29 protein-coding genes and 3 pseudogenes are annotated in these 22,491 nt (G+C 45.2%); 11 read left to right on the forward strand and 21 right to left on the reverse strand.

Features of this window, described 5'->3' with window-relative positions; translation table 11 throughout:
• Nucleotides 1–30: 30 nt before the first annotated feature.
• The 4 genes and pseudogenes from FE782_RS14450 to FE782_RS14465 all read right to left on the reverse strand — a co-directional run.
• Entirely contained in the window at nucleotides 31–624 is a 594-nt protein-coding gene (locus FE782_RS14450; protein ID WP_138194918.1) for a YdeI/OmpD-associated family protein, read from the reverse strand.
• Nucleotides 625–662: 38 nt separating this feature from the next.
• The gene (locus FE782_RS14455) at nucleotides 663–1,079 is read right to left on the reverse strand and encodes an SRPBCC family protein (RefSeq protein ID WP_138194919.1); all 417 of its coding nucleotides are present in this window, start codon (nucleotides 1,077–1,079) and stop codon (nucleotides 663–665) included.
• Nucleotides 1,076–1,405 (reverse strand): ArsR/SmtB family transcription factor, encoded by a 330-nt coding sequence (locus FE782_RS14460; RefSeq protein ID WP_138194920.1) that lies wholly within the window; start codon nucleotides 1,403–1,405, stop codon nucleotides 1,076–1,078. Before FE782_RS14460 ends, FE782_RS14455 begins: the two co-directional genes overlap by 4 nt.
• A 55-nt stretch (nucleotides 1,406–1,460) precedes the next feature.
• Nucleotides 1,461–1,712: pseudogene (locus FE782_RS14465) on the reverse strand (DoxX family protein); the annotation flags it as partial.
• 214 nt (nucleotides 1,713–1,926) lie between these two features.
• Between FE782_RS14465 and FE782_RS14470 the strand changes: the two are divergent.
• Nucleotides 1,927–2,568, forward strand: coding sequence for a hypothetical protein (locus FE782_RS14470; protein WP_138194922.1), 642 nt, complete (start codon nucleotides 1,927–1,929; stop codon nucleotides 2,566–2,568).
• 85 nt (nucleotides 2,569–2,653) lie between these two features.
• Here the strand turns inward: FE782_RS14470 and FE782_RS14475 are convergent, their stop codons facing one another.
• The 3 genes from FE782_RS14475 to FE782_RS14485 all read right to left on the reverse strand — a co-directional run bounded on the left by FE782_RS14475 (nucleotide 2,654) and on the right by FE782_RS14485 (nucleotide 4,599).
• A complete protein-coding gene (locus tag FE782_RS14475) occupies nucleotides 2,654–2,974 on the reverse strand; it encodes a 2Fe-2S iron-sulfur cluster-binding protein (protein ID WP_138194923.1) in 321 nt (106 codons plus the stop codon).
• A gap of 77 nt (nucleotides 2,975–3,051) precedes the next feature.
• Nucleotides 3,052–4,098 carry a flavin-containing monooxygenase gene (locus FE782_RS14480; protein WP_138194924.1) on the reverse strand — a complete coding sequence of 349 codons (1,047 nt, stop codon included), beginning with the start codon at nucleotides 4,096–4,098 and terminating at the stop codon, nucleotides 3,052–3,054.
• 51 nt (nucleotides 4,099–4,149) lie between these two features.
• The gene (locus tag FE782_RS14485) at nucleotides 4,150–4,599 is read right to left on the reverse strand and encodes a MarR family winged helix-turn-helix transcriptional regulator (protein ID WP_138194925.1); all 450 of its coding nucleotides are present in this window, start codon (nucleotides 4,597–4,599) and stop codon (nucleotides 4,150–4,152) included.
• Nucleotides 4,600–4,735: 136 nt separating this feature from the next.
• Between FE782_RS14485 and FE782_RS33405 the strand changes: the two genes are divergently transcribed.
• The 5 genes from FE782_RS33405 (at nucleotide 4,736) to FE782_RS33190 (ending at nucleotide 7,826) form a co-directional block, all read left to right on the forward strand.
• Entirely contained in the window at nucleotides 4,736–5,491 is a 756-nt protein-coding gene (locus tag FE782_RS33405) for a metalloregulator ArsR/SmtB family transcription factor (RefSeq protein ID WP_138194926.1), read from the forward strand.
• 13 nt (nucleotides 5,492–5,504) lie between these two features.
• The gene (locus FE782_RS14495; RefSeq protein WP_138194927.1) at nucleotides 5,505–6,797 is read left to right on the forward strand and encodes an arsenic transporter; all 1,293 of its coding nucleotides are present in this window, start codon (nucleotides 5,505–5,507) and stop codon (nucleotides 6,795–6,797) included.
• Nucleotides 6,798–6,822: 25 nt separating this feature from the next.
• Nucleotides 6,823–7,245, forward strand: coding sequence for an arsenate reductase (thioredoxin) (arsC, locus tag FE782_RS14500; protein WP_138194928.1), 423 nt, complete (start codon nucleotides 6,823–6,825; stop codon nucleotides 7,243–7,245).
• A 152-nt stretch (nucleotides 7,246–7,397) separates the two neighbouring features.
• A complete protein-coding gene (locus tag FE782_RS33185) occupies nucleotides 7,398–7,607 on the forward strand; it encodes a hypothetical protein (RefSeq protein ID WP_338016893.1) in 210 nt (69 codons plus the stop codon).
• Nucleotides 7,608–7,625: 18 nt separating this feature from the next.
• Nucleotides 7,626–7,826 carry a protein-tyrosine phosphatase family protein gene (locus tag FE782_RS33190; RefSeq protein WP_338016896.1) on the forward strand — a complete coding sequence of 67 codons (201 nt, stop codon included), beginning with the start codon at nucleotides 7,626–7,628 and terminating at the stop codon, nucleotides 7,824–7,826.
• Between the two features lie 237 nt (nucleotides 7,827–8,063).
• Here the strand turns inward: FE782_RS33190 and FE782_RS33115 are convergent, their stop codons facing one another.
• On the reverse strand, nucleotides 8,064–8,192 hold the full coding sequence (locus FE782_RS33115) for a hypothetical protein (RefSeq protein WP_274388719.1): 129 nt from the start codon (nucleotides 8,190–8,192) through the stop codon (nucleotides 8,064–8,066).
• 530 nt (nucleotides 8,193–8,722) lie between these two features.
• Here FE782_RS33115 and FE782_RS14515 point away from each other — a divergent pair.
• Nucleotides 8,723–9,478 carry a stalk domain-containing protein gene (locus FE782_RS14515; protein WP_138194929.1) on the forward strand — a complete coding sequence of 252 codons (756 nt, stop codon included), beginning with the start codon at nucleotides 8,723–8,725 and terminating at the stop codon, nucleotides 9,476–9,478.
• Between the two features lie 245 nt (nucleotides 9,479–9,723).
• Here the strand turns inward: FE782_RS14515 and FE782_RS14520 are convergent, their stop codons facing one another.
• From FE782_RS14520 to FE782_RS14530, 3 genes are all read right to left on the reverse strand, one after another.
• The gene (locus FE782_RS14520; protein ID WP_138194930.1) at nucleotides 9,724–10,293 is read right to left on the reverse strand and encodes a hypothetical protein; all 570 of its coding nucleotides are present in this window, start codon (nucleotides 10,291–10,293) and stop codon (nucleotides 9,724–9,726) included.
• Nucleotides 10,294–10,493: 200 nt separating this feature from the next.
• Nucleotides 10,494–10,880 carry a nucleoside 2-deoxyribosyltransferase gene (locus FE782_RS14525; protein ID WP_138194931.1) on the reverse strand — a complete coding sequence of 129 codons (387 nt, stop codon included), beginning with the start codon at nucleotides 10,878–10,880 and terminating at the stop codon, nucleotides 10,494–10,496.
• A gap of 378 nt (nucleotides 10,881–11,258) precedes the next feature.
• Nucleotides 11,259–11,606: an iron chaperone gene (locus FE782_RS14530; RefSeq protein WP_202914536.1), complete on the reverse strand. Its 348-nt coding sequence runs from the start codon at nucleotides 11,604–11,606 to the stop codon at nucleotides 11,259–11,261.
• A gap of 158 nt (nucleotides 11,607–11,764) precedes the next feature.
• Here FE782_RS14530 and FE782_RS14535 point away from each other — a divergent pair.
• A pseudogene (locus FE782_RS14535) lies at nucleotides 11,765–12,028 on the forward strand (WCX domain-containing protein); the annotation flags it as partial.
• A 229-nt stretch (nucleotides 12,029–12,257) separates the two neighbouring features.
• Here FE782_RS14535 and FE782_RS14540 read toward each other — a convergent pair.
• From FE782_RS14540 to FE782_RS14550, 3 genes are all read right to left on the reverse strand, one after another.
• Nucleotides 12,258–13,067 carry an imm11 family protein gene (locus FE782_RS14540; RefSeq protein WP_138194933.1) on the reverse strand — a complete coding sequence of 270 codons (810 nt, stop codon included), beginning with the start codon at nucleotides 13,065–13,067 and terminating at the stop codon, nucleotides 12,258–12,260.
• Nucleotides 13,068–13,191: 124 nt separating this feature from the next.
• Complete coding sequence (locus FE782_RS14545) at nucleotides 13,192–14,199, reverse strand: phosphotransferase enzyme family protein (RefSeq protein WP_138194934.1); 1,008 nt, start codon at nucleotides 14,197–14,199, stop codon at nucleotides 13,192–13,194.
• 228 nt (nucleotides 14,200–14,427) lie between these two features.
• On the reverse strand, nucleotides 14,428–15,084 hold the full coding sequence (locus tag FE782_RS14550) for a carboxylesterase family protein (protein WP_138194935.1): 657 nt from the start codon (nucleotides 15,082–15,084) through the stop codon (nucleotides 14,428–14,430).
• A gap of 275 nt (nucleotides 15,085–15,359) precedes the next feature.
• On the opposite strand from FE782_RS14550, the gene FE782_RS14555 reads away from it, so the two are divergent.
• Complete coding sequence (locus FE782_RS14555; protein WP_138194936.1) at nucleotides 15,360–15,788, forward strand: DUF3888 domain-containing protein; 429 nt, start codon at nucleotides 15,360–15,362, stop codon at nucleotides 15,786–15,788.
• A gap of 724 nt (nucleotides 15,789–16,512) precedes the next feature.
• Here FE782_RS14555 and FE782_RS14560 read toward each other — a convergent pair.
• From FE782_RS14560 to hxlA, 3 genes are all read right to left on the reverse strand, one after another.
• The gene (locus FE782_RS14560; RefSeq protein ID WP_138194937.1) at nucleotides 16,513–16,896 is read right to left on the reverse strand and encodes a winged helix-turn-helix transcriptional regulator; all 384 of its coding nucleotides are present in this window, start codon (nucleotides 16,894–16,896) and stop codon (nucleotides 16,513–16,515) included.
• A gap of 269 nt (nucleotides 16,897–17,165) precedes the next feature.
• Nucleotides 17,166–17,723 (reverse strand): 6-phospho-3-hexuloisomerase, encoded by a 558-nt coding sequence (gene hxlB / locus FE782_RS14565; RefSeq protein WP_138194938.1) that lies wholly within the window; start codon nucleotides 17,721–17,723, stop codon nucleotides 17,166–17,168.
• A 4-nt stretch (nucleotides 17,724–17,727) separates the two neighbouring features.
• Complete coding sequence (gene hxlA / locus FE782_RS14570) at nucleotides 17,728–18,360, reverse strand: 3-hexulose-6-phosphate synthase (protein WP_138194939.1); 633 nt, start codon at nucleotides 18,358–18,360, stop codon at nucleotides 17,728–17,730.
• 193 nt (nucleotides 18,361–18,553) lie between these two features.
• On the opposite strand from hxlA, the pseudogene FE782_RS14575 reads away from it, so the two are divergent.
• Nucleotides 18,554–18,838: pseudogene (locus tag FE782_RS14575) on the forward strand (nitrilase-related carbon-nitrogen hydrolase); the annotation flags it as partial.
• 28 nt (nucleotides 18,839–18,866) lie between these two features.
• Nucleotides 18,867–19,067, forward strand: coding sequence for a DUF3885 domain-containing protein (locus FE782_RS33300; protein WP_138194940.1), 201 nt, complete (start codon nucleotides 18,867–18,869; stop codon nucleotides 19,065–19,067).
• A 107-nt stretch (nucleotides 19,068–19,174) separates the two neighbouring features.
• On the opposite strand, the gene FE782_RS33410 is transcribed toward FE782_RS33300, so the two are convergent.
• The 4 genes from FE782_RS33410 to FE782_RS14595 all read right to left on the reverse strand — a co-directional run bounded on the left by FE782_RS33410 (nucleotide 19,175) and on the right by FE782_RS14595 (nucleotide 22,119).
• Nucleotides 19,175–19,321, reverse strand: coding sequence for a DUF3885 domain-containing protein (locus FE782_RS33410; protein WP_439116435.1), 147 nt, complete (start codon nucleotides 19,319–19,321; stop codon nucleotides 19,175–19,177).
• Between the two features lie 72 nt (nucleotides 19,322–19,393).
• Nucleotides 19,394–19,957, reverse strand: a complete 564-nt coding sequence (locus FE782_RS14585; RefSeq protein WP_138194941.1) for a hypothetical protein — start codon at nucleotides 19,955–19,957, stop codon at nucleotides 19,394–19,396.
• Nucleotides 19,958–20,035: 78 nt separating this feature from the next.
• Nucleotides 20,036–20,404 carry a tyrosine-type recombinase/integrase gene (locus FE782_RS33195; protein ID WP_338016894.1) on the reverse strand — a complete coding sequence of 123 codons (369 nt, stop codon included), beginning with the start codon at nucleotides 20,402–20,404 and terminating at the stop codon, nucleotides 20,036–20,038.
• Nucleotides 20,405–21,720: 1,316 nt separating this feature from the next.
• Nucleotides 21,721–22,119: an Imm7 family immunity protein gene (locus tag FE782_RS14595; RefSeq protein ID WP_138194942.1), complete on the reverse strand. Its 399-nt coding sequence runs from the start codon at nucleotides 22,117–22,119 to the stop codon at nucleotides 21,721–21,723.
• Between the last annotated feature and the right edge of the window lie 372 nt (nucleotides 22,120–22,491).

A 22,491-nucleotide genomic window follows, 5' to 3' on the forward strand; every position in this document is an offset into this window, starting at 1 on the left:
AGCTAAGGTTATCCCAAAGCTGCCCCTGTTCTAATCGTCTAATCCCTTTCCGTCGAGGATATGCGCGATATACTTTTCAACCCTTGCCTCTCGAGTTTTGGATTGCTTGGGCGTAGAAAAATGCAGAATGTATGCTCTTTGCCGTCCCGGCGTCAATGCTTCGAAAGCCGTTTTTAAGTCGGGGATTTCAACGAATTTATTCGCTAATTCTTCAGGTATGGTGTAATCCGTATTCTTTTTGTAGTTCACTTGCAAGCCGGCTTTCTCAACTTCAATGGCTTCATCAATATATGTTTTCAAGATAAGTTGCTTTTCATCGATTTCTTGTACATTCGTGAACCGAATCTGGCGGGCCGCCTGAACATTCTCCGTTTGTTGGATGAGAAGCCCATGGGGATCTTTCAACAACGCGCCTTTGTGGAACAAAAGCGCGCAGTAATCCTTAAAGCCATGAATCAAAACGATGTTTTTACCGTCAAACGTATAACAAGGATGCATCCACTTAAAGTCCTCGGTCAGCCCGCAGTCAAGAACGATCTCCCTCAACAGCTCGAATTCTTCTTTCCACTTCTGAAGCTTGTTAAAATAGGGATCAATCTTCGGATTTCTTTCACCTTTTACCATCATGGTACCTCCTTCTGCTTTTGTCCGATACATCGAGACTAGGCAAATACTTTTTCAAGATCGCCGCACCATTTACTCCAGCCGTATTTCGCTCCATTGAGCGCTTGAGCATTAGAAATTCCGGTTTGTTCGAGATGAAGGTTAACCTTTCCGTCCCCTAGGTCCTGCAACGTCCAGGTGATCGTGTGCTTCTCGCCGCTCGCCCAAGTATAGGACAACCGGTGCGGTTCCTCCACAATCAAGACTTCGCCCTCAATAATTCCGTTCCAATATTCGGTCGGTTGCGTGCGAAATTGAAAATGGTGTCCCACGACGGGCTTAAAATTATTTTCCATCGGCTGACCGGTTTGGATGTTGGCCACCCACTTGGCAAGCTTGCTCGAATCGGTTAAGGCGGACCAGAGCTTCTCGATCGTTGTCGTGTACTGAAAATCCAGGGATAATGTTAAATTCATTCTTCTTCCTCCTCTAATAGTTGGCCCAAGCGCAACATATTCTTACTCCAGAACTTGCTGTAGAAAGCCACCCAATCTTGAATTTCTCTGAGCGGAGAGGCGTTCAGCCTAAATCGCGTTTCTCTGCCGACTTTCCGGTCAAGTACTAAGCCGGCCTCTTTAAGAATTGTCAAATGCTTGGATACCGCTGTACGCCCCATCGGAAACTGTACCGTTAATTCATGGAGCGGTATCTCCGCTTTCTCCGACAATAGTTGAATCAGTCGGCGCCTGGTCGGATCTGCAATCGCGTCAAACACATCTCGAATCTGTTTGTTCTCGCTCACAACTCCCCCTTCTCTATAGTACTTAATGAAGTAAGCGGCTCTTCGGACGCAGCGCCTACGAGGCGATATTGAGTGCAGTATAGGAAAGCGGAAGGATCATATAAAATCCGTACTCGCCATAATCGTTCGCAAGCGCATGGGATGCAGCCGCGCCCGTCATTAAAAAGAAGATACCGGCGTTTACCCACTCTTTCGGCCGCGGAAAACCCGGTACGACGAGAGCGATAGCTCCAACGACTTTCCAACTCCCGAGAATGGTCAAGACGTATAATGGGTAACCCAGATTCGTCACTAACTCAAGGTTTCCGCACCGATCGCCTTATTCATTGTTTCCTCCTTCTCATAATGGTTTCAAGTGAAACTTTCCTAATAACTTCATTTTAATTGGACACCATTCGGTGGTTTGGACTATAGGACACCGTTTGGTGTCTTGTCAACACTTCCGCCCATTAATTGGTTAGGAATTGAATAATCGCGAGCGTAATAATCCATATTATAGGAAAAATGAACGGGTGGTTTTAATGGAGGATAAGGGGAAAACACAAGATCTAATTATCGGGCTAAGGGAACAATTCGCAGAGACGGCCCACTCCTATTGGGGTCACCATTCCGACCCGACCTCATGGCAATTTTGGTTTGTTGCTTCGAGTCTTTTACTCCCGCTCATCATCCTTTTCTTCGCGGTAGATCGAAGGAAAATCTTTGAGTTATTCTTTTTCGGATATTCGGTACACATGCTTTGGACTTACACCGATATTGCGTTAGAGAATTGGGCTTACTTTCTTCATCACCATTTCATCTTCCCGTTCCTGCCTATGGGTTTTAACGTTTCCGCCTCCTTAATCCCGGTCACGTTTATCCTTTTGTATCAATACTGCATCAACCGCAACAAAAATTTTCTATTGCTTTCGATCGCGTTGTGCGCCGCATTCGCTTTTGGATTTGCTCCACTGGAGAAGGCCATCGGCATATTGGAATTACGTAAAGGGATGAATTACTTTCATGTATTTCTAATCGACATTGCGGTTTCGTACACCGCTTATGGAATGACGAAGCTCGTTGTTGCTTTACATCGTTCCCGCAAAGAGGAAGACAATGGCGGAGGGCGTAGTTCCGGTCGCGTGGACTTCCGGGAGCTATTCTCTAGAAGAGCTAGGACTTAGTTTGATGAGCTTATTAGCGACGGCGCATAGAAAAAAAAGATCGAACGAAAGGCGCTCCTTCGTTCGATCTTGTCGGTTCCCTTCCCTACGCCTGCGGCCGTTGTCCCGGGTCCATTCCGGTTTCCGACACCGTCATCAGAGGTTTCACGGCGACGTCGGCAACGACGCGAACTTGGCACGACAGCCGAATATGATCGTCCGTGATGCCCTTCGCATTCCGGATGCCCGCTTCCGCCTCGCCGATCGGGCCCAAGTCGCCTTCCAGCACCTCCACGCGGCACGTCGTGCATCTCGCGTTGCCCCCGCACCGATGCAAAATGTCCACCCCGTGATCCTCGAGGGCGAGCACCAGCTTCGTGCCTTCCTCCACCGCGAACGATCGGTCTCCTACTTTCAATATCGGCATCTTCATAACCTCCTTATCTTACCAGTATAACCTTAGTGATCGATATGCCAACCTTTTTCGTTCTTAAGTCTATGTTTTTAATGGTTTTTTAGCTTCTTTACAACAAATCCAGCATCCGGCCCTACACCCCTTAAGGTGGCGGACGAAAAGGATCGCTGCCCTTCAAGCCCAACATAATACAGTCCCGGAACGACACTTATCCCCCCGCGATGCAACGGTTTTCCACCTTCATCGAGTGCCCCGATCCCTTCAAGGTACGGCAAATTAGGTCTGTACCCCGTTGCAAAGATGACTGTATCCACCTGTTCTTTTTGTCCATTCGGCCAAACTACGCCATCGTCATAAAAGCGTGTAAACATGGGTTGTTGATCCGGTTGCCCGGCAGAGATTCTTTCTTCATACCTCCCCGTGTCATTTACTGCGCTTGAACTCGGTGCGGTTTTTCTGAACCGCCAGAACGGAAAGGTATCAAAGCCGATTAGCCGGACCCAGAAATGCAAATCCAGGCCCAAAAAACGTTGTTTTACAAATTGAACGGGACGTAACACTGCTAAAGACGTTTTACTTACCTCCGCCAGTTCTACCCCGATTTGAACAGCTGAGTTCCCGCGTCCTACTACTACTACCCGTTGATTCCGAAAAGACGTCGGATTTCGATACTCGGATGAATGGATAATACGTCCTTGAAATAGCTCCTCTCCGGGGATCGCGGGCTTATAGGGATTGTGAAACGACCCGGTTGCATTGATGATTGTACGGGAACGGAATTGATCGCCAGCTGTGGTGCGAATTACAAACCCGAATCCCTCTTTCTCAACGGACTCCACCCGCTGCTTCAACTGAACCGGCAGTTGAAATTTGTCCCGGTATTCTTGTAAGTAACGAATGACCTCATCTCTCGTGGGATAGCCATTCGGTTCACCCGGAAACTTCATTCCCGGGAGCGAAGAGAAGCCGGCCGGCGAAAAGAGCTTCAAACTATCGTAGTAACGAGGCCATGACCCGGTGGCTTCTTCACCTGCTTCTAAGATCAAGAATCGGAGCCCCTTCTTCTTTAGATGATACCCGGAGGCGAGTCCAGCTTGCCCTCCTCCAATAATGATGCAATCATAAACGATATCCATCATAGCGCCTCCATTTTTACTTGCAATTTGCAAGTATCATCCGAAAAAAAATCACCCATTTTGGGTGGAACAGCATAAACTTGTTTTCGACATGGCTCCATTAAGGAGTCTCAGTGAACGAAGGACTGTTTCTTTTTCAAATTCGTTCATATGGGAGAAAACCTCATCTAGATAGGCGTTGATTTGTTTATCGATCGTCGCAGCCACGAACCTCCCTTCCGTCGTCAACGAAAGAACGTATACCCTTCGATCGTCAGGATCGGACGTCTTCTTCACTAAATTCATCTTCATTAAAGATTGAACTTGTCGGCTAAAAGTCGTAATGTCGGTACCTAGTGCCTCCGCAACCTGCTGTATAGATGGGTTATGCTGACGATCGATTTCGTAAAGAATATGACTTTGGACTAGGGAAATGTCAAACCCGCCGGCGGAACAACAGTTTTTGTTTAGAAAACCAAACCTACGGGTTAAGATCTGGAATAGTTCGCGAACGTTTTCCATGAGAATCACCTCTAGACCTTGTTTTATCGAATTTAATTGCATTTTGCAAGTAAATAATATCTTAACACCTGTTGCGATGACAATATAATCAATTAATTATATAATGATAACCGAATGGATAAGGGGGTTCTAACCGATGATAAAACCAATTCGGATTTATTTCCTCTGTATGCAAAATCGTTGCAGGAGCCAAATCGCCGAAGCTTATGCGAAGCATTACGGCGGTCCAAACATTATTGTCCAGAGCGCCGGCTTGGAAGGCGAGGAAGTCCACCCGTTAACGATTGAGGCGATGAAGGAGGAAGGAATTGATCTCAGCGCCCACTTTTCGAAGAAGATCGACATGAAGACGTTTATGGGTGCGAACGTCGTTGTTAAGCTTTGCGAACAACTGAAAGAGCGCTGCCCGGTTGTACCGTTCGGGATCCAAAATCACCAATGGAATATTCCCGACCCGCTCCCTAGCGGCGATATCGCGGAAGTTCGGAAAGCTCGAGACGCCATTAAGCTAAAGGTTCTGGAGCTCCTCTCTACCTTGAACGTCCTGCATGCCGACCACGGCACAGCCGCAACCACTGCAAGTACGGAGGAATTCGCCGAGTTGTTTAAGCTCCTTGGCGATAGGAACCGATTAACCATCGTCTCCCTATTGAAAGAGCGAGAGTTATGCGTCTGCGAACTGGTGGAGCTTCTCCAAACGAGTCAACCGAACATCAGTCAGCATCTAAGAAAATTGAAAGATGCGGGATTGTTACATGAATCCAGGAAAGGTCAATGGGTATATTATTCCCTGAATATGAAGGATAAGCCCCATTTGGAGCCCGTCTTGGCAATCCTTCCATCGGCAAAAGAGAAATTACTTCAACTGACCAGCACGAATTCCTGCAGCTAAATCGGAGGCCGTCATGATTATCGTCGCATCGCTTATTTTCGTCGTCACCTTAACGTTCGTCATTTGGCAGCCGAAAGGACTCAACATCGGATGGTCCGCTTCCGCAGGGGCGATTCTTGCCCTTCTGTTTCAAGTCGTAAGTCTCGGCGATGTAGCTGCCGTTACCGGTATCGTATGGAATGCAACTTTAGCGTTCGTCGCTGTCATCCTCATTTCCCTGATTCTTGATGACATCGGTTTTTTTGAATGGTCCGCCCTTCATATGGCCCGATTAGCCGAAGGAAACGGAAAACGAATGTTTGTGTATGTCATTCTTCTTGGTGCCGCTGTTGCAGCCCTTTTCGCGAACGATGGAGCGGCCCTGATCTTGACCCCGATTGTCCTAGCTATGGTCCGGGCTCTGCGTTTTCCTGACAAGATGATCTTGCCTTTCATTATGGCTAGCGGATTTATTGCAGACACCACTTCCCTGCCGCTTGTCGTCAGCAACTTGGTAAACATCGTTTCTGCCGACTTCTTTGGGATTACCTTTATCGAGTATGCAAGTCGGATGATCGTTCCGAGTCTGTTCTCCCTTGGCGCCAGCTTACTCGTTTTATTTCTATTCTTCCGCAAGGACATCCCGCAGGATTACGATGTAAGCCAACTCAAGAAGCCCTCCGAGGCGATCAAAGACCGGGGGCTGTTCCTATGGTCCTGGATCATTCTTGGTATTCTGCTGGTCGCTTATCTCGTCAGCGGATTTGTTCGGATTCCCGTTTCCATCGTCGCCGGCGTAGTGGCCTTACTGTTCATCATCATCGCCCAGCGGAGCAAGGCGATTGAGACGATGCGCATCATCAAAGATGCGCCTTGGGCCGTGGTTGTGTTCTCCATTGGGATGTATGTAGTGGTTTACGGCCTGCGGAACGTTGGACTTACTGATATGCTAGGTAATCTAATCGGACAGTTTTCCGAACAGGGATTGTTTGTTTCGACCGTAGGAATGGGGTTCTTAGCCGCGATCCTCTCTTCTATCATGAACAACATGCCCACGGTCATGATCAATGCATTAGCTATTGACGCGACCAATACAGCCGGCGCCATCCGAGAATCCCTCGTGTATGCCAACGTCATCGGTTCGGACCTCGGTCCGAAGATTACTCCGATCGGGTCCCTAGCTACGCTCTTATGGCTGCATGTCCTTTCTCGCAAAGGCGTGAAAATTACGTGGGGGTATTACTTTAAGGTGGGCATCCTATTGACGGTTCCTACACTTTTTTTCACGCTCGTGGGGCTTTACTTATGGCTTGTCCTCATCTCTTAAACACTACATTTCAGGAGGATTCACGATGGATAGAAAATTGGTTTACTTTCTTTGTACGGGCAACTCCTGCCGCAGCCAAATCGCCGATGGGTTTCTTAAAGCATTGGGCGGTGACAAATACGAAGTCAAAAGTGCCGGCCTTGAGGCGCATGGCTTGAACCCTCGCGCCGTTCAAGCGATGAAAGAGGCAGGCGTCGACATTGCGCACCACACTTCCGACGTCATCGACCCGGAAACGCTAAGCAAGGCGGACTATATTATTACGCTTTGCGGACACGCCAACGATAACTGCCCTGTCGTGCGTAACGATAAAGCCGAGCGTTGGCATTGGGGGTTCGACGATCCGGCGAAAGCAACTGGAACCGAAGAAGAAATTATGGCGAAGTTCCGTGAAGTTCGGGATGCCATTAAAGTCCGCATGGAACAGTTCGTGAAGGAAGGAAAATAATCCTGACGGGAATGCATGGGAAATTTTCTATACCAAAGAGGATTCGAAGTTTGAATCCGCAGGCGACCCGCGTGACCTCTCCCTATGTTGTACCCCTCATGCCGAGGTCACGATCCCACTGACATCGTTCAAAAGAAAGTAGGCATATGATAATGGAAAAAGGCTATGATTCGTTGGTGGCGGATCGCATCTTTATGGGTGGTGCATCCGATGTGGAGCAAATGGTAAAGAACGAGCACGTCGACGTTGTTGTCGACCTTCGTGAAGAAGCAACCCAATGTGCTTATCCTGCCCCCAACGTACTATGGATTCAAGTTCCCATCGGCGACAATGCCGAGACTCCGCAAGAGGAACTGTTTTAACAAGCAATACACCATGTTATAGAAGCGTACAAGTCGGGAAAAAATGTCGCATTCCACTGTGGAGGCGGCAAAGGTCGGACGGGTGCCGTAGCCATTGGGACGCTCATATCGCTCGGACTGGCTGACACCATCGCGGATGCGGAACAAAAGGCGAAGGAGATTCGCCCAATCATCAATATTCGCGAACCGCAACGCGCCGCTTTAGAAAAGCTTTATTAACGAAGAAGCCGCCTCCTTAACCATTGGAGGTGGCTTCATTCGTTAGCGACATGAGCAGCAAACCGGTTGTGTCTTCTTCCGCGGGAGAAACGATTTAAGTACATTTAGGAGCATATATTGCTTGTCGGAAGCCTTCCTCCGTTGTTCGTGATTCACGAAGAAGGGTTCCAACTGTTTCGTTTTTGCAGTTACCATCATCTCTGCGACATAAGCTTGTTCCATGCCTCTACCTCTTTCTTAGCAGCAACTTGCCGCTTTCTTCGGTTCTTCCGGGCAGCAGTTCGCTTCGCAGCAATCGTTCGGTTGAACGTCCTTCTCGCAGCAATCATCGGCACAGCAATCATCCTTGTTTTTCAATTCGCTCATCTTTTTCGCCCTCCTTTATTGTCCTTCATCCGTTAAGACGATGGACTTTCAGAAAGGACGCAGACGTCTGTAAAAAATAAAGTATTAGATTGGATGTCTTGATTCCACAGCTTTTAGAATTGCCATACGGCAGCCCATATAAAATAAGTATTAGACTGACCCCTAGAAATCGAAAAAGCGACAGCTGCGGACGAGAAAATAAAGTCCTAGACTGTCGCCTTTTCATTGAACTAACGTCCTCGAGGGAGCGGAATGACCAAAGCATCAATCAGCAATCGCTTTAATACTTTCCAAGATGGGTTGTCTCCTCTTTCTTGACTTGTAAGAAATGTGATATTGCGGTGGCAAAAGAGTCGCGCAAATACGTTGGTTGTTAGGATATTTCGAGCGAACATCGGCAAATATTTTTCTTGCTGAATCTAGCGAATTCCGGTAATTCCGGTTTAGCAGTTACACAACTATTTCCTAAAAGTGGTGCGATAGATAAGAATGAATAGTATAATATTCGAGTTCACCCCGATGACCAAACCATGATTGAAGGCGACATGATTAAACTGGAGAAAGGGTTTACTAACATGAGTATGAAGAAAAAGCTCACCACACTTGGTATTACTTTAGGTATTCTCGCAACGTTTACAGCAGGGGTAAGTGTAGGTGCAAGCGGCACCTTGAAAGAGATCAAAGCTCATCTCGATAAGGGTAAAACTTTCGAACTTAATGGAGAATCTTGGACACCCCGAAATCAAGATGTTGTACTTGAGCCTATCGTCTATCAAGGTACAACCTACCTACCATTACGTTCGCTTGCAGAAGCTCTCAATGTTCCAGTCGAGTATGACGCTGCAAAGCAGAAAATCAAAATCGGGGTAGATCCGAGAATTCCGATAGCTGAACTAGATGGAGTCAAAACTAGTTCCAACATCACTAAGACTAATGATAAGGCAATCACTACACAATTTGGTGAGGATTTAGGGATAAGTTTTATCATCGATGGGGTAAGTACTAATAAGGATGAACCTAGTGAAATAGTCTTTGATCTGGATAAAAAGTATATCTACTTAGAATTGGTTATAACCGTCCTTGACGCTGACACTGAGATGACTGTTGTTGCAAGAGATAATAAATGGGTACATTTTGGTAACCATTTTGAAAAAGGAAAATTAAGAATAGGATATCGTGCAGATATTGTTGATGATTTACGTCTTCAGTTCTACTCGGAAGCTGAACCAGGTAAGGAAGGAAGGCCAGACAAGATTCTAGTCTCAGGCACTGTTAAACCTATTTAACTTTGAATCAAAACACAGCGGCAGTAACTATTTCTGAGTTTAGAATATTCACCTCTCGAGCCTAACTTAAAATTACCCTCTCCTGAATACAAAGAAAGCATCACTTATTATGCTAAGCTGCCCAGTTAGCAGCGCGAGGCCGCCGATCGATCCACGGCAGCCTCGTCATGTTGTTTATTGAGCTCTAGTCTCCGTTAGCTCAACAAATGATGTTTGGATATATCCCTGAAAGTAATTCGGTATTTTCAGGATGATATCATCCATTCCAACTCATCAACCGCTTTCATCACGACGGGGTGAAATAGGTCCCCCATCTCGCCTGTATAATGATAAATGAATCCATAGAAACGATTTTCTCTTTTGAACACAGCGCCGCCGCCGAACAGACTTAAATTTTCCGAATCAAGTGAGATTATTTGTTCGCTCAATGAAAACGAAAAAGTAAAGTGCTCTGGATCGACGCGTTCGGTTTTAACGTTCCTTTCTCTAAAGTGATTTACGATTAACTCTTCCGTTTGTTCGGTGGTTTCCCCGCCTTGAAAAATGCGGAATTGAGTTCGATCAAATTTCTTCCCTGAAAGTTCCTTCGCATAGAAAGTCATACCTTTTTCATCGAACTCCACGATTAGTCCTTCCGGTACGTACGTAGACAGCCCCAATTCACGATGCTCGTACAATAAAAAACGCATATCGTACGCGTCACCTTCGACCACAAGCGGTTCGACCTTATCTTGTGCCCTTCCGCTTTGCATTGTATAATCTGTGCATCCTGCGATTAGGAATATTGTAACTAAAGATAGGAGCAATCGATTCAACTTCTGATTTCCCTCCCGCTCGGCTAATTATTAATTATCCTCCATTGTTTAATACAACAAGGTCATACAAAAAGTTGCAATCTATACCTTTATAGGAAGTATTTATATTCCGTTAAACTGCCCCGTTTGTTCAATGGCCAGAGGTGAACGAAGAAAAAGCGATGGATCGGTTCCACCGCTGCGCTCTTGTCCCCGAATGTTTAATAATTCTGACAAACTGAATTTATCAAGTTATCTAGAGAGCCAGTGCTCTGTTCGACCTGGTCTACATGATAAAACGTAGAAGTGGTTCCGATTTCATTTATTTCATTTGTTGGGGAGTAAAGATAAATCTTCTTCCCAGCCCCAAGAGCAACTCCTAACTCAACATGGCTCCCTTTCCCTGCTGGAAGCATGACAATCACAACATCTGCAGCCATAACCCCTGAGACTTCTTCATGGCCTATATTACGCAGTTTGGATATTGAGTCTATGTCCGAATGTGTTGTCCAGTCGTACGTCTGTTGAAAGCCAAGCGCTCTCAACTCCCTCGCGACTTTCCGCACGTTCTCAATGTTTTTGAAACTGGACGCTATATAAAATCTCATTACTCCCACCCTTATATCGACCAATATAACATGTTTAGCACATAATTGAAGTATCCTGCCCCGATAGCTGAGCAATCGGGCAGCAACGTAAACAAGCGGTGGGTTGATCCACCGCCGCGCTCTCGTCTCCGTTAGAATTCCTTGGGTATTACTTTATAGCCAACGAGGTGATATTGGGCTGTTGTGGAGTCATTCTTTAGGTACAATTCAGCGTAATCCTTGTTGGCCCCAAATTTCATAATCTAACTGTTATTTCATAATAACTCACACCATGAGCAGCATCTGCTCAACGCTGCCCATTTCCTTTATCAAAAGGGGCTTATAAGTTAACTAGGCAGAGGCAATGCGGACTCTGCGGACGTTAGCGAACCGGTCCGTTCACAGCCCAAGGTCCTTTCGCGAAGCAAGGGCGAGCCGTTCAACGAGATCGTCAGGGATGGGCTTGCGTGCCGAGAAGGTGACGCCCGTCTTGCTAGCCTTAAGTCCGGTAGCGGAAATTTCATCAGCATGGGCGGCAATTGCGCCGGGGGACAGATAGAGGCCGCATTGCTTAGTGAAGGCAGCATACCCCGCGATGATCGATTTTCCGATCCGAAACCCAGGCATTTTGTATTCGATGACTTCTTCTGCGTCGGGCAGTGTAGAGGCAAGCTGAGCGCGTAATTGAGCCAGCAGCAGGCGGAATTGTTCCGGAGCCGCAGCAATATAGGTGTCATGGTCGGTCATCGTTTTCATTCCTCATTTCCAACAACAAATTGTGGACGCACTACTACCAAGATTTTTCCGTATTGATTTTACCATATGATCCATAATGTACATTAAACAATTCTGCCCCGTTAACGCAGTGAGGCCGCCGATCAGCGCCGGCAGCCACGTCAGGACACGAAGCAAGTTATCTACCGCAACTCGTCACGGTTAAGGCGTGGATATCGCCTAGCATAAAAGATCAAATCATCGAAAGGTATGGTCGAAGAAGTATTGAAGACCATGGTTCTGGATTTTTATTAGCAACCATTTATGTCCCTCAAAATCGTACGGGATTTCAATTTTTAGCAAGCTTCGGCACTCATCTAAAAGTTGTAGAGCCCAAAACCTATGTTGAAGACTTTCGAAATTATTTATTTCAAATGATGGAGAACTATTCTTGATAAGGTCTCGTCTCAGCAATACCGGTTCATCTCGGTCTTTAAGAAACATTAATATGACCGATTCCATGTGTTGAGTATTTACGCGCTCCTTCATATCGAAGCTAAACCTTCAACTCAACTTTTTGCTTTACTACTATACGGTTCACCGGAATTAATATTCAGCTATCCTGCCCAAATCGCTTAATAAGGCTGCCGCTTATTTGCTTGGCAGCCATGTAGTAAGTCTCTTTCATTTAGTGCCCCATGTTAATCCCAGTATGACAGGAGGATAATATATTGGGTTGATCCAAGAATAAGTACCGTTTAATGATAACTGCCCCAGCCATATTTCATTTTCCTCGTCAACCTTTAACGCCCATTTCCCACTATATATTAATTGTCCTTTGTTTTTTTGCACGTAGTTTACAGCTTTCTCAAAATTAAACGTTCCCTTTATCGATTTATCGACTTCTTCACACATTGAAGCGTACTTTTCTTCCTTTTGCCTCCAAGAAAACTCCGAGTCCCACATCTCCACGAGTTGATATCCCTCTAGGTTGTTTTCCAACAAATCCTTTAGACGATCAGAGACATAAATCTTCGGTAATACCGTATTTCCCTCATGTAACATGATTCTGAAAAGATCCTTGTCTTGTACAACATCCTTATAAAGCTCTAGCTCTTCATAATCGATTAATTTATTCGAGCTACCCAGACGCTTCTCTTTTGAATGATTCGGGTTGACACAATTTAAAACCGTTAATACATTCAATACAAAAAAAACACCCTCAGAGCTAGATAAAGGCAAGAATTCAACATTTAGGTTTGGAATCTGTGTAATTATATCCTTTGCTCGTTCACTTACAATAAGCGCCCCCCCAACTGCATTGAGAATATCCGAAGGCTTGCCCTTGTTATTTAATATCACGTTGTATCTTATCCAATTTCCTGATAACGGGCTCGCGTCTTGAACCATTTCTCTAACATTTTTTCCATCTTCATAATTTTCAAAATTAACAGTATTATAAACTGGGTGATAATCTAGCCACCAAATTTTCAACAGGGAATCTCTCCTTTGCCATCTTACTTTTTCCTAATTATAAGGTATACCCCCATTTTCCAAAATGCACCAGTGCCGCAATAACTATCTTATGTAGTTCCACATAACTGCCAAGATACTTGAGTTAAGAGACCTCAAGTTGCTGGAACAAGAACGATGCTCCGTCTACATAAGCTCTTAATATGGCTTGTGCATAGGGTTGTTCTTCAATCAAGCCTTCTGTTTCAAGAGGATTCTCCGCATGGAAACTATATGCCTCGATGATCGCCATGATGAAGAAGCACTCTAACTTCGGAATGTAACCGTCCTCCAGTTTTCTAATCCTCTGATACCCTTGAATGAAAGATTCTCTTTGTGATGGATATAGCCCCATGATGGACTGAGCTATATCGTAAAGATGGAAGCCAAAGCCACACCTCCCAAAATCGATAGGATACGGTTCAATATCCCGAAAAACGACATTGCCAATGTGTAAGTCCGCATGGATCATTCCATAATTACGTTCATGACTTGTGAGCGTGTTGAGACAATCTACCACTTTGGTGGCAGCTAAAGAGTACAACTCAAAAGCTTCATCCGAAATGAAATGTCTGTGATGCAGCCCCAGATGCGTCCAATCTCGTTTAAAGCTTTGCAGGCCCCAAGAAGGACGAGAAAAACCGGTAGACGGGCTAAAATCAGAGCTTGCCTCGTGAAGGTTCGCCATCATCACTCCCATTTTTCGGACTACTTCCTCCGCTAATTCACCTTTCTCCAGACGTTCCCCTTCGATCCATCTCAATAAGGTCGAATAGAACCGTTGTCCGTTAATCGTCAACGTATCCGTAATGAAAGCTCCTTCCCGATTCGATACGGCTTCGGGCACGCTAAGGCCCTTGCTCTTAAGCGAAAACAACCATTCTAGTTCTGAGTTAATTTCCTCGCGCGGTTTGTTTTCCGGGTGAATGCGGAGCAAGAATTGTTCTCCCTCGTCGGTAACTATGCGGAAGGTGATATGTTCGGATACTTGAATGAAATGAACGGAGGTCCATTCTGTTTCGTATTCCTGCAAAGCTTTAAGCGCAGCTTGCTTCACTTGCCTCAAAGTTTGGCGTCGATTTACATCGGTATCGACCCGAAAGCCGGTATTCATCATTTATCTCCTCGTTTACCATTCTCTCCACATTTTAACAGTGAAGAAGATCGTTATCACGGAAATTTTTTTACTTCAACGAACAACGGCAGCCGATCTTTTGGCCGGCTGCCGTCGTGTCGTGATGGAACTATTGTTTCTCGTTGGTTCAAAGTTTGTATCTAATTTGAAAATTCGTCGAGTAATTCTCAAATTCCTTAGCGTCATAGTCTGTATCGTTCACTTATATCAATCAAGTGAATGACCCAATAACCATGAATATAACTCAGGATTTGCATATGTTTCCGTCCAAGAATCGTGGTCAGCTTCGGGATATACAGTAAATTTTACATTTCCGCCACACGCTTGCAGAGCGTTGACCATATTCTCTGATTCTTCAAGCCTTACGACATTGTCCTTTGCACCATGAAACGCCCACACAGGCGTATTGACCAACGCTTGCACTCGATTCGGATTGCCGCCTCCGCAAATGGGCACTATAGCTGCAAACTTTTCTGGGTGTGACGACGCCAGATCCCACGTACCATAGCCTCCCATACTTAGTCCGGTAAGATAAACCCGCTTTTCGTCTACATTGAAGCTCGTCGTTATTTCATCGAGTAATGCCAGCAGAGCATCTTTCTCGGCATTCCAGAATGAGTCCTCAGCACACTGCGGCGAGACAGCGATAAACGGTAGACTCGGATCATTTTCGGCAATTTTGGGGATACCATGCACCTTCACTTTTTGGATATCATCGCCACGTTCGCCTGCGCCGTGCAAAAACAAAACCAGCGGCCATTTTCTTTTATTATCCTGTTCATAGCCTTCCGGCAAATGCAGCAGATAGTTTACCCGTACTGTCTTTGTTACTTGTTTTTCCAACTGGTGAGCGGCTTGACTCATACGTATCACCTTCGATTCTCAAATTAGACGGAGCTCAGGCATACTTTTTATCACATAGACTTCCACATAGCTGAATAAACTCCTGCATTTTATGAACAAAGCTGCCCATTACTTCAATGAGCGACGGCAGCCGGTCGTGTGGTCGGCTGCCGTTGTGTAATGTGGAGCTATCGTACCCGTCCCTCTGGTTTAAGGGTTTATCTCACGAAAACTCATAATTTTACGGCACCTGGGAAAAATGTTTGAAATACTGCACTAGTAAAGGAATTGTTCAGATGAAAAAAATCATTAATGCAGTTATGCTGAGCATGGCGATTTTAGTACCGCAAACCAATGACCTTGCTTTTGCTAAGCCAATCCAAGATTCTGAGCAACTCAGGGTAGATGATATGCTCATGCTCTTTATGACTCCCAACATTTACGAAGCAATTGGGGACTATTACTATCCGAACATTCTAAAGGTCAAGCCTGAAATTGAGCCATGGCATATTTCCGTTATCGATACCCACAGAGTGAATGGTTTTCGTGGATTTGTTTTTTCAATTACTGTTGAAGTTGAGCCAAGCTTAGGCCATCACGTCCCTGTTGGGAAAGACCATTTGACATTTCGAGTATCAGTCGGTCCCTCCGTAAGGTTGATTAATCACAATCATATTGCTTCCTACGGACTACCTTCTGAATTACAAGAGTGGGCGGTGCGTTGAACTGCCCGTTAATACAACGATCGCGCAGCAATACGAAAAGGCGGTGCATCGGCTCCACCGCTGCCGTGCTCTCGTCTCCGTTTAGCTCAACGATTCATGTTGTTCCTTCTTTATTTCCTCCTCCTTTTCCTTGTAGTATCGATCCATCGCTTCTTTTGCCAGATCACGCCCACCAGGTAATTTGGAATTTATTCTAAGCAAGATTCCAATAACGATTAGAAGTAAAATCACGATAATAAAATCGATTATTAACCCCTCCCGCTTAAAAACTCTCCCCCAATTAAATTTACCATATTAGTGGAAATGTGTTTGGAACTCATTTAACAAATCTGCCGTTAGCTTAATACGCCGGCCAGGTTTTTTTTTGATCCATCCCCTCCCTCTTAGTCTACGGCGGGTTTTAATCGGGTTATGTTATTGTCGCTCGACAGTTAAGTTGTCGGACGTCAAGAACTTGACCCGTTAAGCGGCAAGAACTTAGTCGATACTTCATCGCCTGAAGATATTCTTCATAAGCCGATCTCCAGATGGATGTCATTGCAAAAAGTTGGCTGAGCGTTAATAGCCCTTACCTAGAAAAAGGTAAGGGCTACGTAAATATGCAGCTTTTTTAATGTACAAGCTGCGCTTGATTTCGCGTTGTCTTTTGCCATCTCCCCACTGGGGTTCGTTTCGCTTAAAGTAATCACCTGCTATTGGTAATGACAAGAGGTTTATTGATAGATTACAATGGGGTCCCCTGACAAGTCTGTCCGTCTTTCCATATTACTTGTTCCCCATATTTTTTTCCCCAATTGTACATCATTTTTAAGACAGGCATTAGACTTTCGCCGTGTTCCGTCAAAGAATATTCAACCCGGGGCGGGACCACGGGATATACTTTACGGAAGATCAACTGATCTTCTTCCAATTCGCGCAGCTGATTGGTCAACATTTTTTGCGTAATGTGAGGGACTAGTTTTTTCAGCTCGCTAAACCGTTTCGTTCCTTCCATACCGAGATGCCACAATATGATTAATTTCCACTTGCCTCCGATCACGGCCAGCGTCAATTCCTTCTCGCAGTTAATCGTCATCAAATCGATTCGATCTTTTACTTCGTTCGCCATCATCCATCCCCTCCTCTTGGTAGTATATCACAAGTACCTACAGTAGATATAAGGATATACTTCCTGTTTGGAAACTGAAGGGACTGAACATTTAATACATGATTCGAGTGCGTCAACTGCTTTCCAACCTCTTCCCAATGCGTAAAGTAGTGGCGTCTCCACTTTACACATCCAGAAGAAACCGTTCGCAACCTTCCGTGTCTTCATGTATGAAGGAAAGTTCTCACCAAGAGCAGCGAGGAGTTTCTGTAAAATTGCTTGCGATCGACTTACTCCAGGTTGGCATGTCTGCCGTACATCCTGCCGGACTCCAGCCCCCGTTTGTCCATCAGCCGGAGAATGACGGCGTCGTAAAATACCAATAAAGTTTGTTCGAACAAAGAGGCCATCGGCTGGATCGTCGAATGGCTGCTGCCTGCTTGATTCTTGGGTGACCCCGGCAGCTTTACCAGAGCATCCGCCAGACTACCAATCGTCGACTCCGGAGCGATCGTGACCACAACAACAGACGCCGCCAGGCTCTTCGCTTTTTGGGCCATCGGGATCAAGCTTCTTGTTTCCCCTGAGCCCGATCCGATGATCAGGACATCGCCCTTGTCGATGCCGGGAGTTACCGTTTCTCCAACCACATAAGCGTCTTTCCCGGTATGCATCAGGCGCATGGCGAAAGCCCGTCCCATTAAACCCGATCTTCCTGCGCCTGCTACAAATACCTTGTTTGATTGCAAAATGATGTCGGCCAATGTTTCCGACTCTTCTTCGGCGATCCGCTCTACCGAACGATGAAGCTCCTTGACGATCTCTGCAGCATATTCTGTCGTTTTCATGAGATTAGGCCTGATTAACCATTCTTTTCATTTCTGCCGCAGTTGCCTTCTTGTCCAACTGACCGGTAATGCCGCCGCCGACAATGACCAGATCCGGTTTGGCTTTGATGACTTCCGGCAGCGTATTAAGCTTAATGCCGCCTGCGATCGCCGTTTTTGCATGCTTGACGACACGTTTGATGGCTGTAAGCTCCTCAAGGGAGTTTTTTCCTCCAGCCTGATGATCGTATCCGGAATGGACGCAAATGTAATCCACGCCAAGCGCGTCGATTTCCTTCGCCCTGCCTTCAATGTCCTTCACGTTGATCATGTCGACCATGATTTTTTTGTTATTTTTCCTGGCTTCTTCGACGGCACCCCGAATCGTCGAATCATCCGATGCTCCGAGAACGGTAATGATATCCGCTCCCGCTTCCGATGCTTTCATAACCTCGTATCCGCCCGCGTCCATTATTTTCAGGTCGGCCAAAACGCGCAGCGACGGAAATGCCTCTTTGATTTCCTTTACCGCTCTCAGCCCTTCGTTAATGACGACCGGCGTGCCGATTTCGACGATATCTATATGCTCCGCTACTTCCGCAACCACTTGTTTCGCACCGGGAATGTCTACAAGATCCAGCGCCAATTGTAGCTCCATAATGATGATCTCTCCTTCAAAATGATTTGTTTTTCAATTCAAACCTATTGTAGAGCCATCGTTTCATTTCCGTAAGTAGGCACTTTGACGTGTGATAGTTACTCCAGGGATACTATGCCACTTTTTCGTATGTACTTGTAATGAGGACTGATTTAAAACACAATAAATGACGTCCGGATGATTTGCCTAATTTCACAGAGTCATATCTGGTCATGTTGTCCGAAAAGATAACCGTTTGTATAATGTTGCTCATTTGTTTTATCCAGATGGAACCGTTGCAGAGCAACCCAAACTTCATATCACACCAACAGAAGTAAAGGAATGGAAGATGCACCTTGACGAAAGGTTGCAAGTGTTCGAGACCGTCAAAGGAACGATCGGCATGCTGACTTGCTACGATATCGAATTTCCGGATCGCGTCCGTTACACCAGCCATGCGAGAACGATTGAAAACCAGGTCTATGTAGTTGTTACAGGAGATTCGCACTTCCAAGAGGTGAGCGGGAATGTTTCAAAAAGAATTGTACGTTTTTGACCGCGAGCAGCCGGTTCCTATTATCATCAGAAACTATGAAGAAAAGGACTTTGGACTGGATATAGTGGCTACCCAAACGGAATCGTTAATTGCATTGTATATGGAATATAATGAGTGGATATTAGACTATGATAGGAAGAAAATCGATCTAACGTTTGCTCTGGGGAGATAAACTCCCTCGGTATAATTTGATTTTCTCACGCTGGTAGGTTAAGCGAGAGTGTTTTCGTTCCCGGCATTGTCGAAGTACGAATATGTACGCCGGAACAAGCGGCGGCCTCATTTTGAAGCCGGTGCGCATTGCGTTGCCGGGCGGTCATCGTACATATGAAAAACAATATTTTTCTCTGGATGCATGAAGTAAATCCTATCCGAGGTGTAATTCCCTTTGTGTGGAAAATCGGCAAAGCTTATAGCCGCCCCTATCGCTCATCAGACTGCCAACCGGCAGCCTGTTCATGACGCTCTTGTCTCCGTTACAGCAACGCAACTTCCAACTCATTTTACAAGTGAAATGTACTGCCGTTCCTTCAGTTCAAACTGATCTCCTAACGTAAATATGGAGAGTCTTATAAATGTGTCAAGCTCAGGATTTCTTTCCTGAGTTTCCTCTCCAATCCAGCATGAGTATAGTTCAAAAACGGCCTGATCGTCACCAATTTTCTTCATTAAGTCGAAGAGGACAGTGACACACTTTACAGAAGCCCTATAATCTTCTGGGAAGAGTTCTTTCACCTCTAGGTTGAAGTGAAAACTCCCCCAATTAGGTGCGATTCCATAAACATACGGCTGCTTAAAGTGTTTTCGTATCGTGTCGTAGCCTTGATGTAAATCATAAATCATTATTCCTGCCGCATCTTCAATTGTTTCGTATACTTCAATTTCATCTTCGCAGATCGAGGATGGGTAATCACCCGGAAAGTGAACATAAGAACTTTCATTCGACAAAAAATGAAATGCTTTGGTGGGCATACGTCCGCTCTTATCTAATGCTGATTTTCTTCCTCCCGTTTCCCCTAAAGGCAAGGGGTTATTTGATGCAATATAGTGAAACAGACTCACCGCATTCGCTCCTCCCATTGCGACAACCAGTCTTTGGCTGTGATACTCTGCTCAATTAGTTCATTGGAGCCCAAGGACCTAAAAATATCGTCTATATAATTCCGGACGATGTTCCCCGCGTAATTGAGCGTAGATCTGAGTTGTTGATGCCTTTTCGTGACCCAGCATCCCTTGAATAAAGTCTAATGGCGCACCATTATCAAGTAAATGGCAAGCATATGTGTGACGAAAGCGATGAGGATAAACGTTTGCCGCAACTTCCCCGCGGGCTGCAAGCCTCTTAACCGCATAACGAATGGTGGGTATAGCCATCCGTCGTGCAGGAACCGACTCCGTCGCGAAAAGCGCTTTGCAAAAATCCTTGCGCGCCTCGAGGTATCTCTTTAACCAGACCTTGCGTTCAGTTGTAAAATACACTTCCCGCTGCTTAGAGCCTTTACCATGCACAATCGCGGAGCAGCCACTTTGGGTTCTTTGAGCTTTGTTGTAGGATTATTCGCAATGTGTCTTTCCTCAAAAGCAAACCGAAACAAGGACCGAATAAAGCGTATACGGTGGCCCATGCTGTTAGGCTTTAGCCGCTCTGACTGTCTAGCCAGGTACTCCTTCAATAAGTCCAATGTCACTTCACTAATGTTAAGGTTACCTATCTCACGGACAAGTACCTTAAACTGAAGGGAATACGCTTTTAAAGTATGCGGACTAAAACCCAGAATACGCTTATCGGCTTCATACAATTTCCAGAGATGAGTCATTTTCATTAAAACAAAATCCCTCCCAATGCTAATTACTATTAGCCTCACTATCTTTGGGAGGGGTTAATCCTTATTTTGAAAATAAATTATGGAGCTAGCGTCCCCGATAGTTGAGCAACAGTATTAATCCCATTACCACCAAAATTGCCAAAAATACAACAATAAACGAAACCAGGTAATTAACCCAGAACGGCTTGGAACCGCGAGGCTCGTAACCGATTTTCTCTATTTGATCTTCAAGCTTCTTGACCCGTTCTTTTAACTGTTGGATTTCAAGTTCGTTATTTATTTTAAGCCCCCCTTCACCTAATTTATTGAATTACTGATCATTTGATTGAACGGCCGTAAATCATAATAAGAACGATGGATCGGACCCATCACTTCGCTCTTGTACCCGTTTAGTTTAATCTGAGGTAAAATGGATTACTTCCTCCATGCTCTAAAGAACAAAGTAATTAACGTAACAATGATCACTAAAATGATAACCGCAAATACAACTCCAAGAGGAGTAGCCATAAAACCTGTATTAGACAACTTATCCCCTCACACCCATCTTTATTTAATAAGACTTTACCAACCACCAGAAGGTTCCAACAATCCGTTAAACGGTCCAATTAACGCAATAGAGCTGCGCGATCGTACTGGCAGCTTCGTCCTAGTTGTTTGATGAAACTAACGTACACCCGATAGTTCAGCACATCGACCCATCTAATACTTACTTCGCAGGTCAGTTCAGCACATTTCTTTGCTTCTATCAGCGACGAGTAAAGAGTATCACCGAACCGATAACGTTCCACTCAAGATCGCAGGAGAAAAGGTAGAATCCCTCGTCGCCATCATATTGGGCAATAGCGAGACCCGTTACGATGATTTGTTGTTTAGCGCAGATAATAATGCCAAAATTATTTCCCTTTGTATTTCTGTGTGGAGTGGTCCCTTAACACCATCCAACTCGCTTGGGACTGGCATGAAAATATCCCCTTCTTGTGAAAGTACCTCTTAGCTTAATCAACTCAATCGGGTTCCATACTCATCCTCAACTACAGGAACATAGGGCGACAAAAAAGGGTCCGTTTCACGTGTTAGAATGCCACGAACCAACTTCCATACGACAAATGTGTTGTTATATTCAGCATCTTCGTCGTCATGCATATATAACAATCCGTATGAACCAGGTAAGTTCTCAGACACCCACTTATATATATCTAATACATAACTTGAACGATGATTATGTAAACCGGTGATGGTCCATGAGTCTTGACCATTTCTTCGTATACTATTCGACAGTCTTTCGGTATCCGCATCTTTCAAATAGTTAATAAAATTCTTGTAAGCCTTATCCTGAAGAAGTTCATTTGTATCATGAGTGTGATATCTCAATACAATCCATCCATGAAACTCAAACACGGTTCTCCCCCTACTGTTTGAATAGCTTCCCCGTTAACGTAATCACCTGAGTTGAATAGGTGTATTGTCATCAAATCTGCTAATATCGTAGTTTACCTGTTCCCACACCGCTGGTCCCTGGATCAAGATAAAATGATACGGACTTACACCCTCGTCTGAGATTAGAGCACGACAATTCAAATAACTACATAACTCACCAATAACCTCGCGTGTGTCCCCAGCAGTAATGTTCATCAGGTACATGCTAAGAATTAATGGGTACTCAGTTTCGCATTTCTGGAGTGCTACGATAAAAATGCAGTCGAAAAACACCCTCGTATGAAATAAAATGAAAGCTGACGAGGGGACGAGAGACAATGAATCGGTACGACA

This window comes from Paenibacillus antri (assembly GCF_005765165.1).
GTDB classification, from domain to species: Bacteria; Bacillota; Bacilli; order Paenibacillales; family YIM-B00363; genus Paenibacillus_AE; species Paenibacillus_AE antri.

Bases quoted from the DNA above. Each gene is read 5' to 3' on its own strand.
- FE782_RS14495 (WP_138194927.1), top strand. From the start codon at position 5,505: ATGATTATCGTCGCATCGCTTATTTTCGTCGTCACCTTAACGTTCGTC.
- FE782_RS14515 (WP_138194929.1), top strand. From the start codon at position 8,723: ATGATTGAAGGCGACATGATTAAACTGGAGAAAGGGTTTACTAACATG.
- FE782_RS14525 (WP_138194931.1), bottom strand. From the start codon at position 10,880: ATGAGATTTTATATAGCGTCCAGTTTCAAAAACATTGAGAACGTGCGG.
- FE782_RS14480 (WP_138194924.1), bottom strand. From the start codon at position 4,098: ATGGATATCGTTTATGATTGCATCATTATTGGAGGAGGGCAAGCTGGA.
- FE782_RS14545 (WP_138194934.1), bottom strand. From the start codon at position 14,199: ATGAATACCGGCTTTCGGGTCGATACCGATGTAAATCGACGCCAAACT.
- FE782_RS14470 (WP_138194922.1), top strand. From the start codon at position 1,927: ATGGAGGATAAGGGGAAAACACAAGATCTAATTATCGGGCTAAGGGAA.
- FE782_RS14550 (WP_138194935.1), bottom strand. From the start codon at position 15,084: ATGAGTCAAGCCGCTCACCAGTTGGAAAAACAAGTAACAAAGACAGTA.
- FE782_RS33185 (WP_338016893.1), top strand. From the start codon at position 7,398: ATGGAAAAAGGCTATGATTCGTTGGTGGCGGATCGCATCTTTATGGGT.
- FE782_RS14555 (WP_138194936.1), top strand. From the start codon at position 15,360: ATGAAAAAAATCATTAATGCAGTTATGCTGAGCATGGCGATTTTAGTA.
- FE782_RS14485 (WP_138194925.1), bottom strand. From the start codon at position 4,599: ATGGAAAACGTTCGCGAACTATTCCAGATCTTAACCCGTAGGTTTGGT.
- FE782_RS33300 (WP_138194940.1), top strand. From the start codon at position 18,867: ATGTTTCAAAAAGAATTGTACGTTTTTGACCGCGAGCAGCCGGTTCCT.
- FE782_RS14450 (WP_138194918.1), bottom strand. From the start codon at position 624: ATGGTAAAAGGTGAAAGAAATCCGAAGATTGATCCCTATTTTAACAAG.
- FE782_RS14475 (WP_138194923.1), bottom strand. From the start codon at position 2,974: ATGCCGATATTGAAAGTAGGAGACCGATCGTTCGCGGTGGAGGAAGGC.
- hxlB (WP_138194938.1), bottom strand. From the start codon at position 17,723: ATGAAAACGACAGAATATGCTGCAGAGATCGTCAAGGAGCTTCATCGT.
- FE782_RS33405 (WP_138194926.1), top strand. From the start codon at position 4,736: ATGATAAAACCAATTCGGATTTATTTCCTCTGTATGCAAAATCGTTGC.
- arsC (WP_138194928.1), top strand. From the start codon at position 6,823: ATGGATAGAAAATTGGTTTACTTTCTTTGTACGGGCAACTCCTGCCGC.
- FE782_RS14455 (WP_138194919.1), bottom strand. From the start codon at position 1,079: ATGAATTTAACATTATCCCTGGATTTTCAGTACACGACAACGATCGAG.
- FE782_RS14560 (WP_138194937.1), bottom strand. From the start codon at position 16,896: ATGGCGAACGAAGTAAAAGATCGAATCGATTTGATGACGATTAACTGC.
- FE782_RS33115 (WP_274388719.1), bottom strand. From the start codon at position 8,192: ATGAGCGAATTGAAAAACAAGGATGATTGCTGTGCCGATGATTGCTGC.
- FE782_RS14530 (WP_202914536.1), bottom strand. From the start codon at position 11,606: ATGACCGACCATGACACCTATATTGCTGCGGCTCCGGAACAATTCCGC.
- hxlA (WP_138194939.1), bottom strand. From the start codon at position 18,360: ATGGAGCTACAATTGGCGCTGGATCTTGTAGACATTCCCGGTGCGAAA.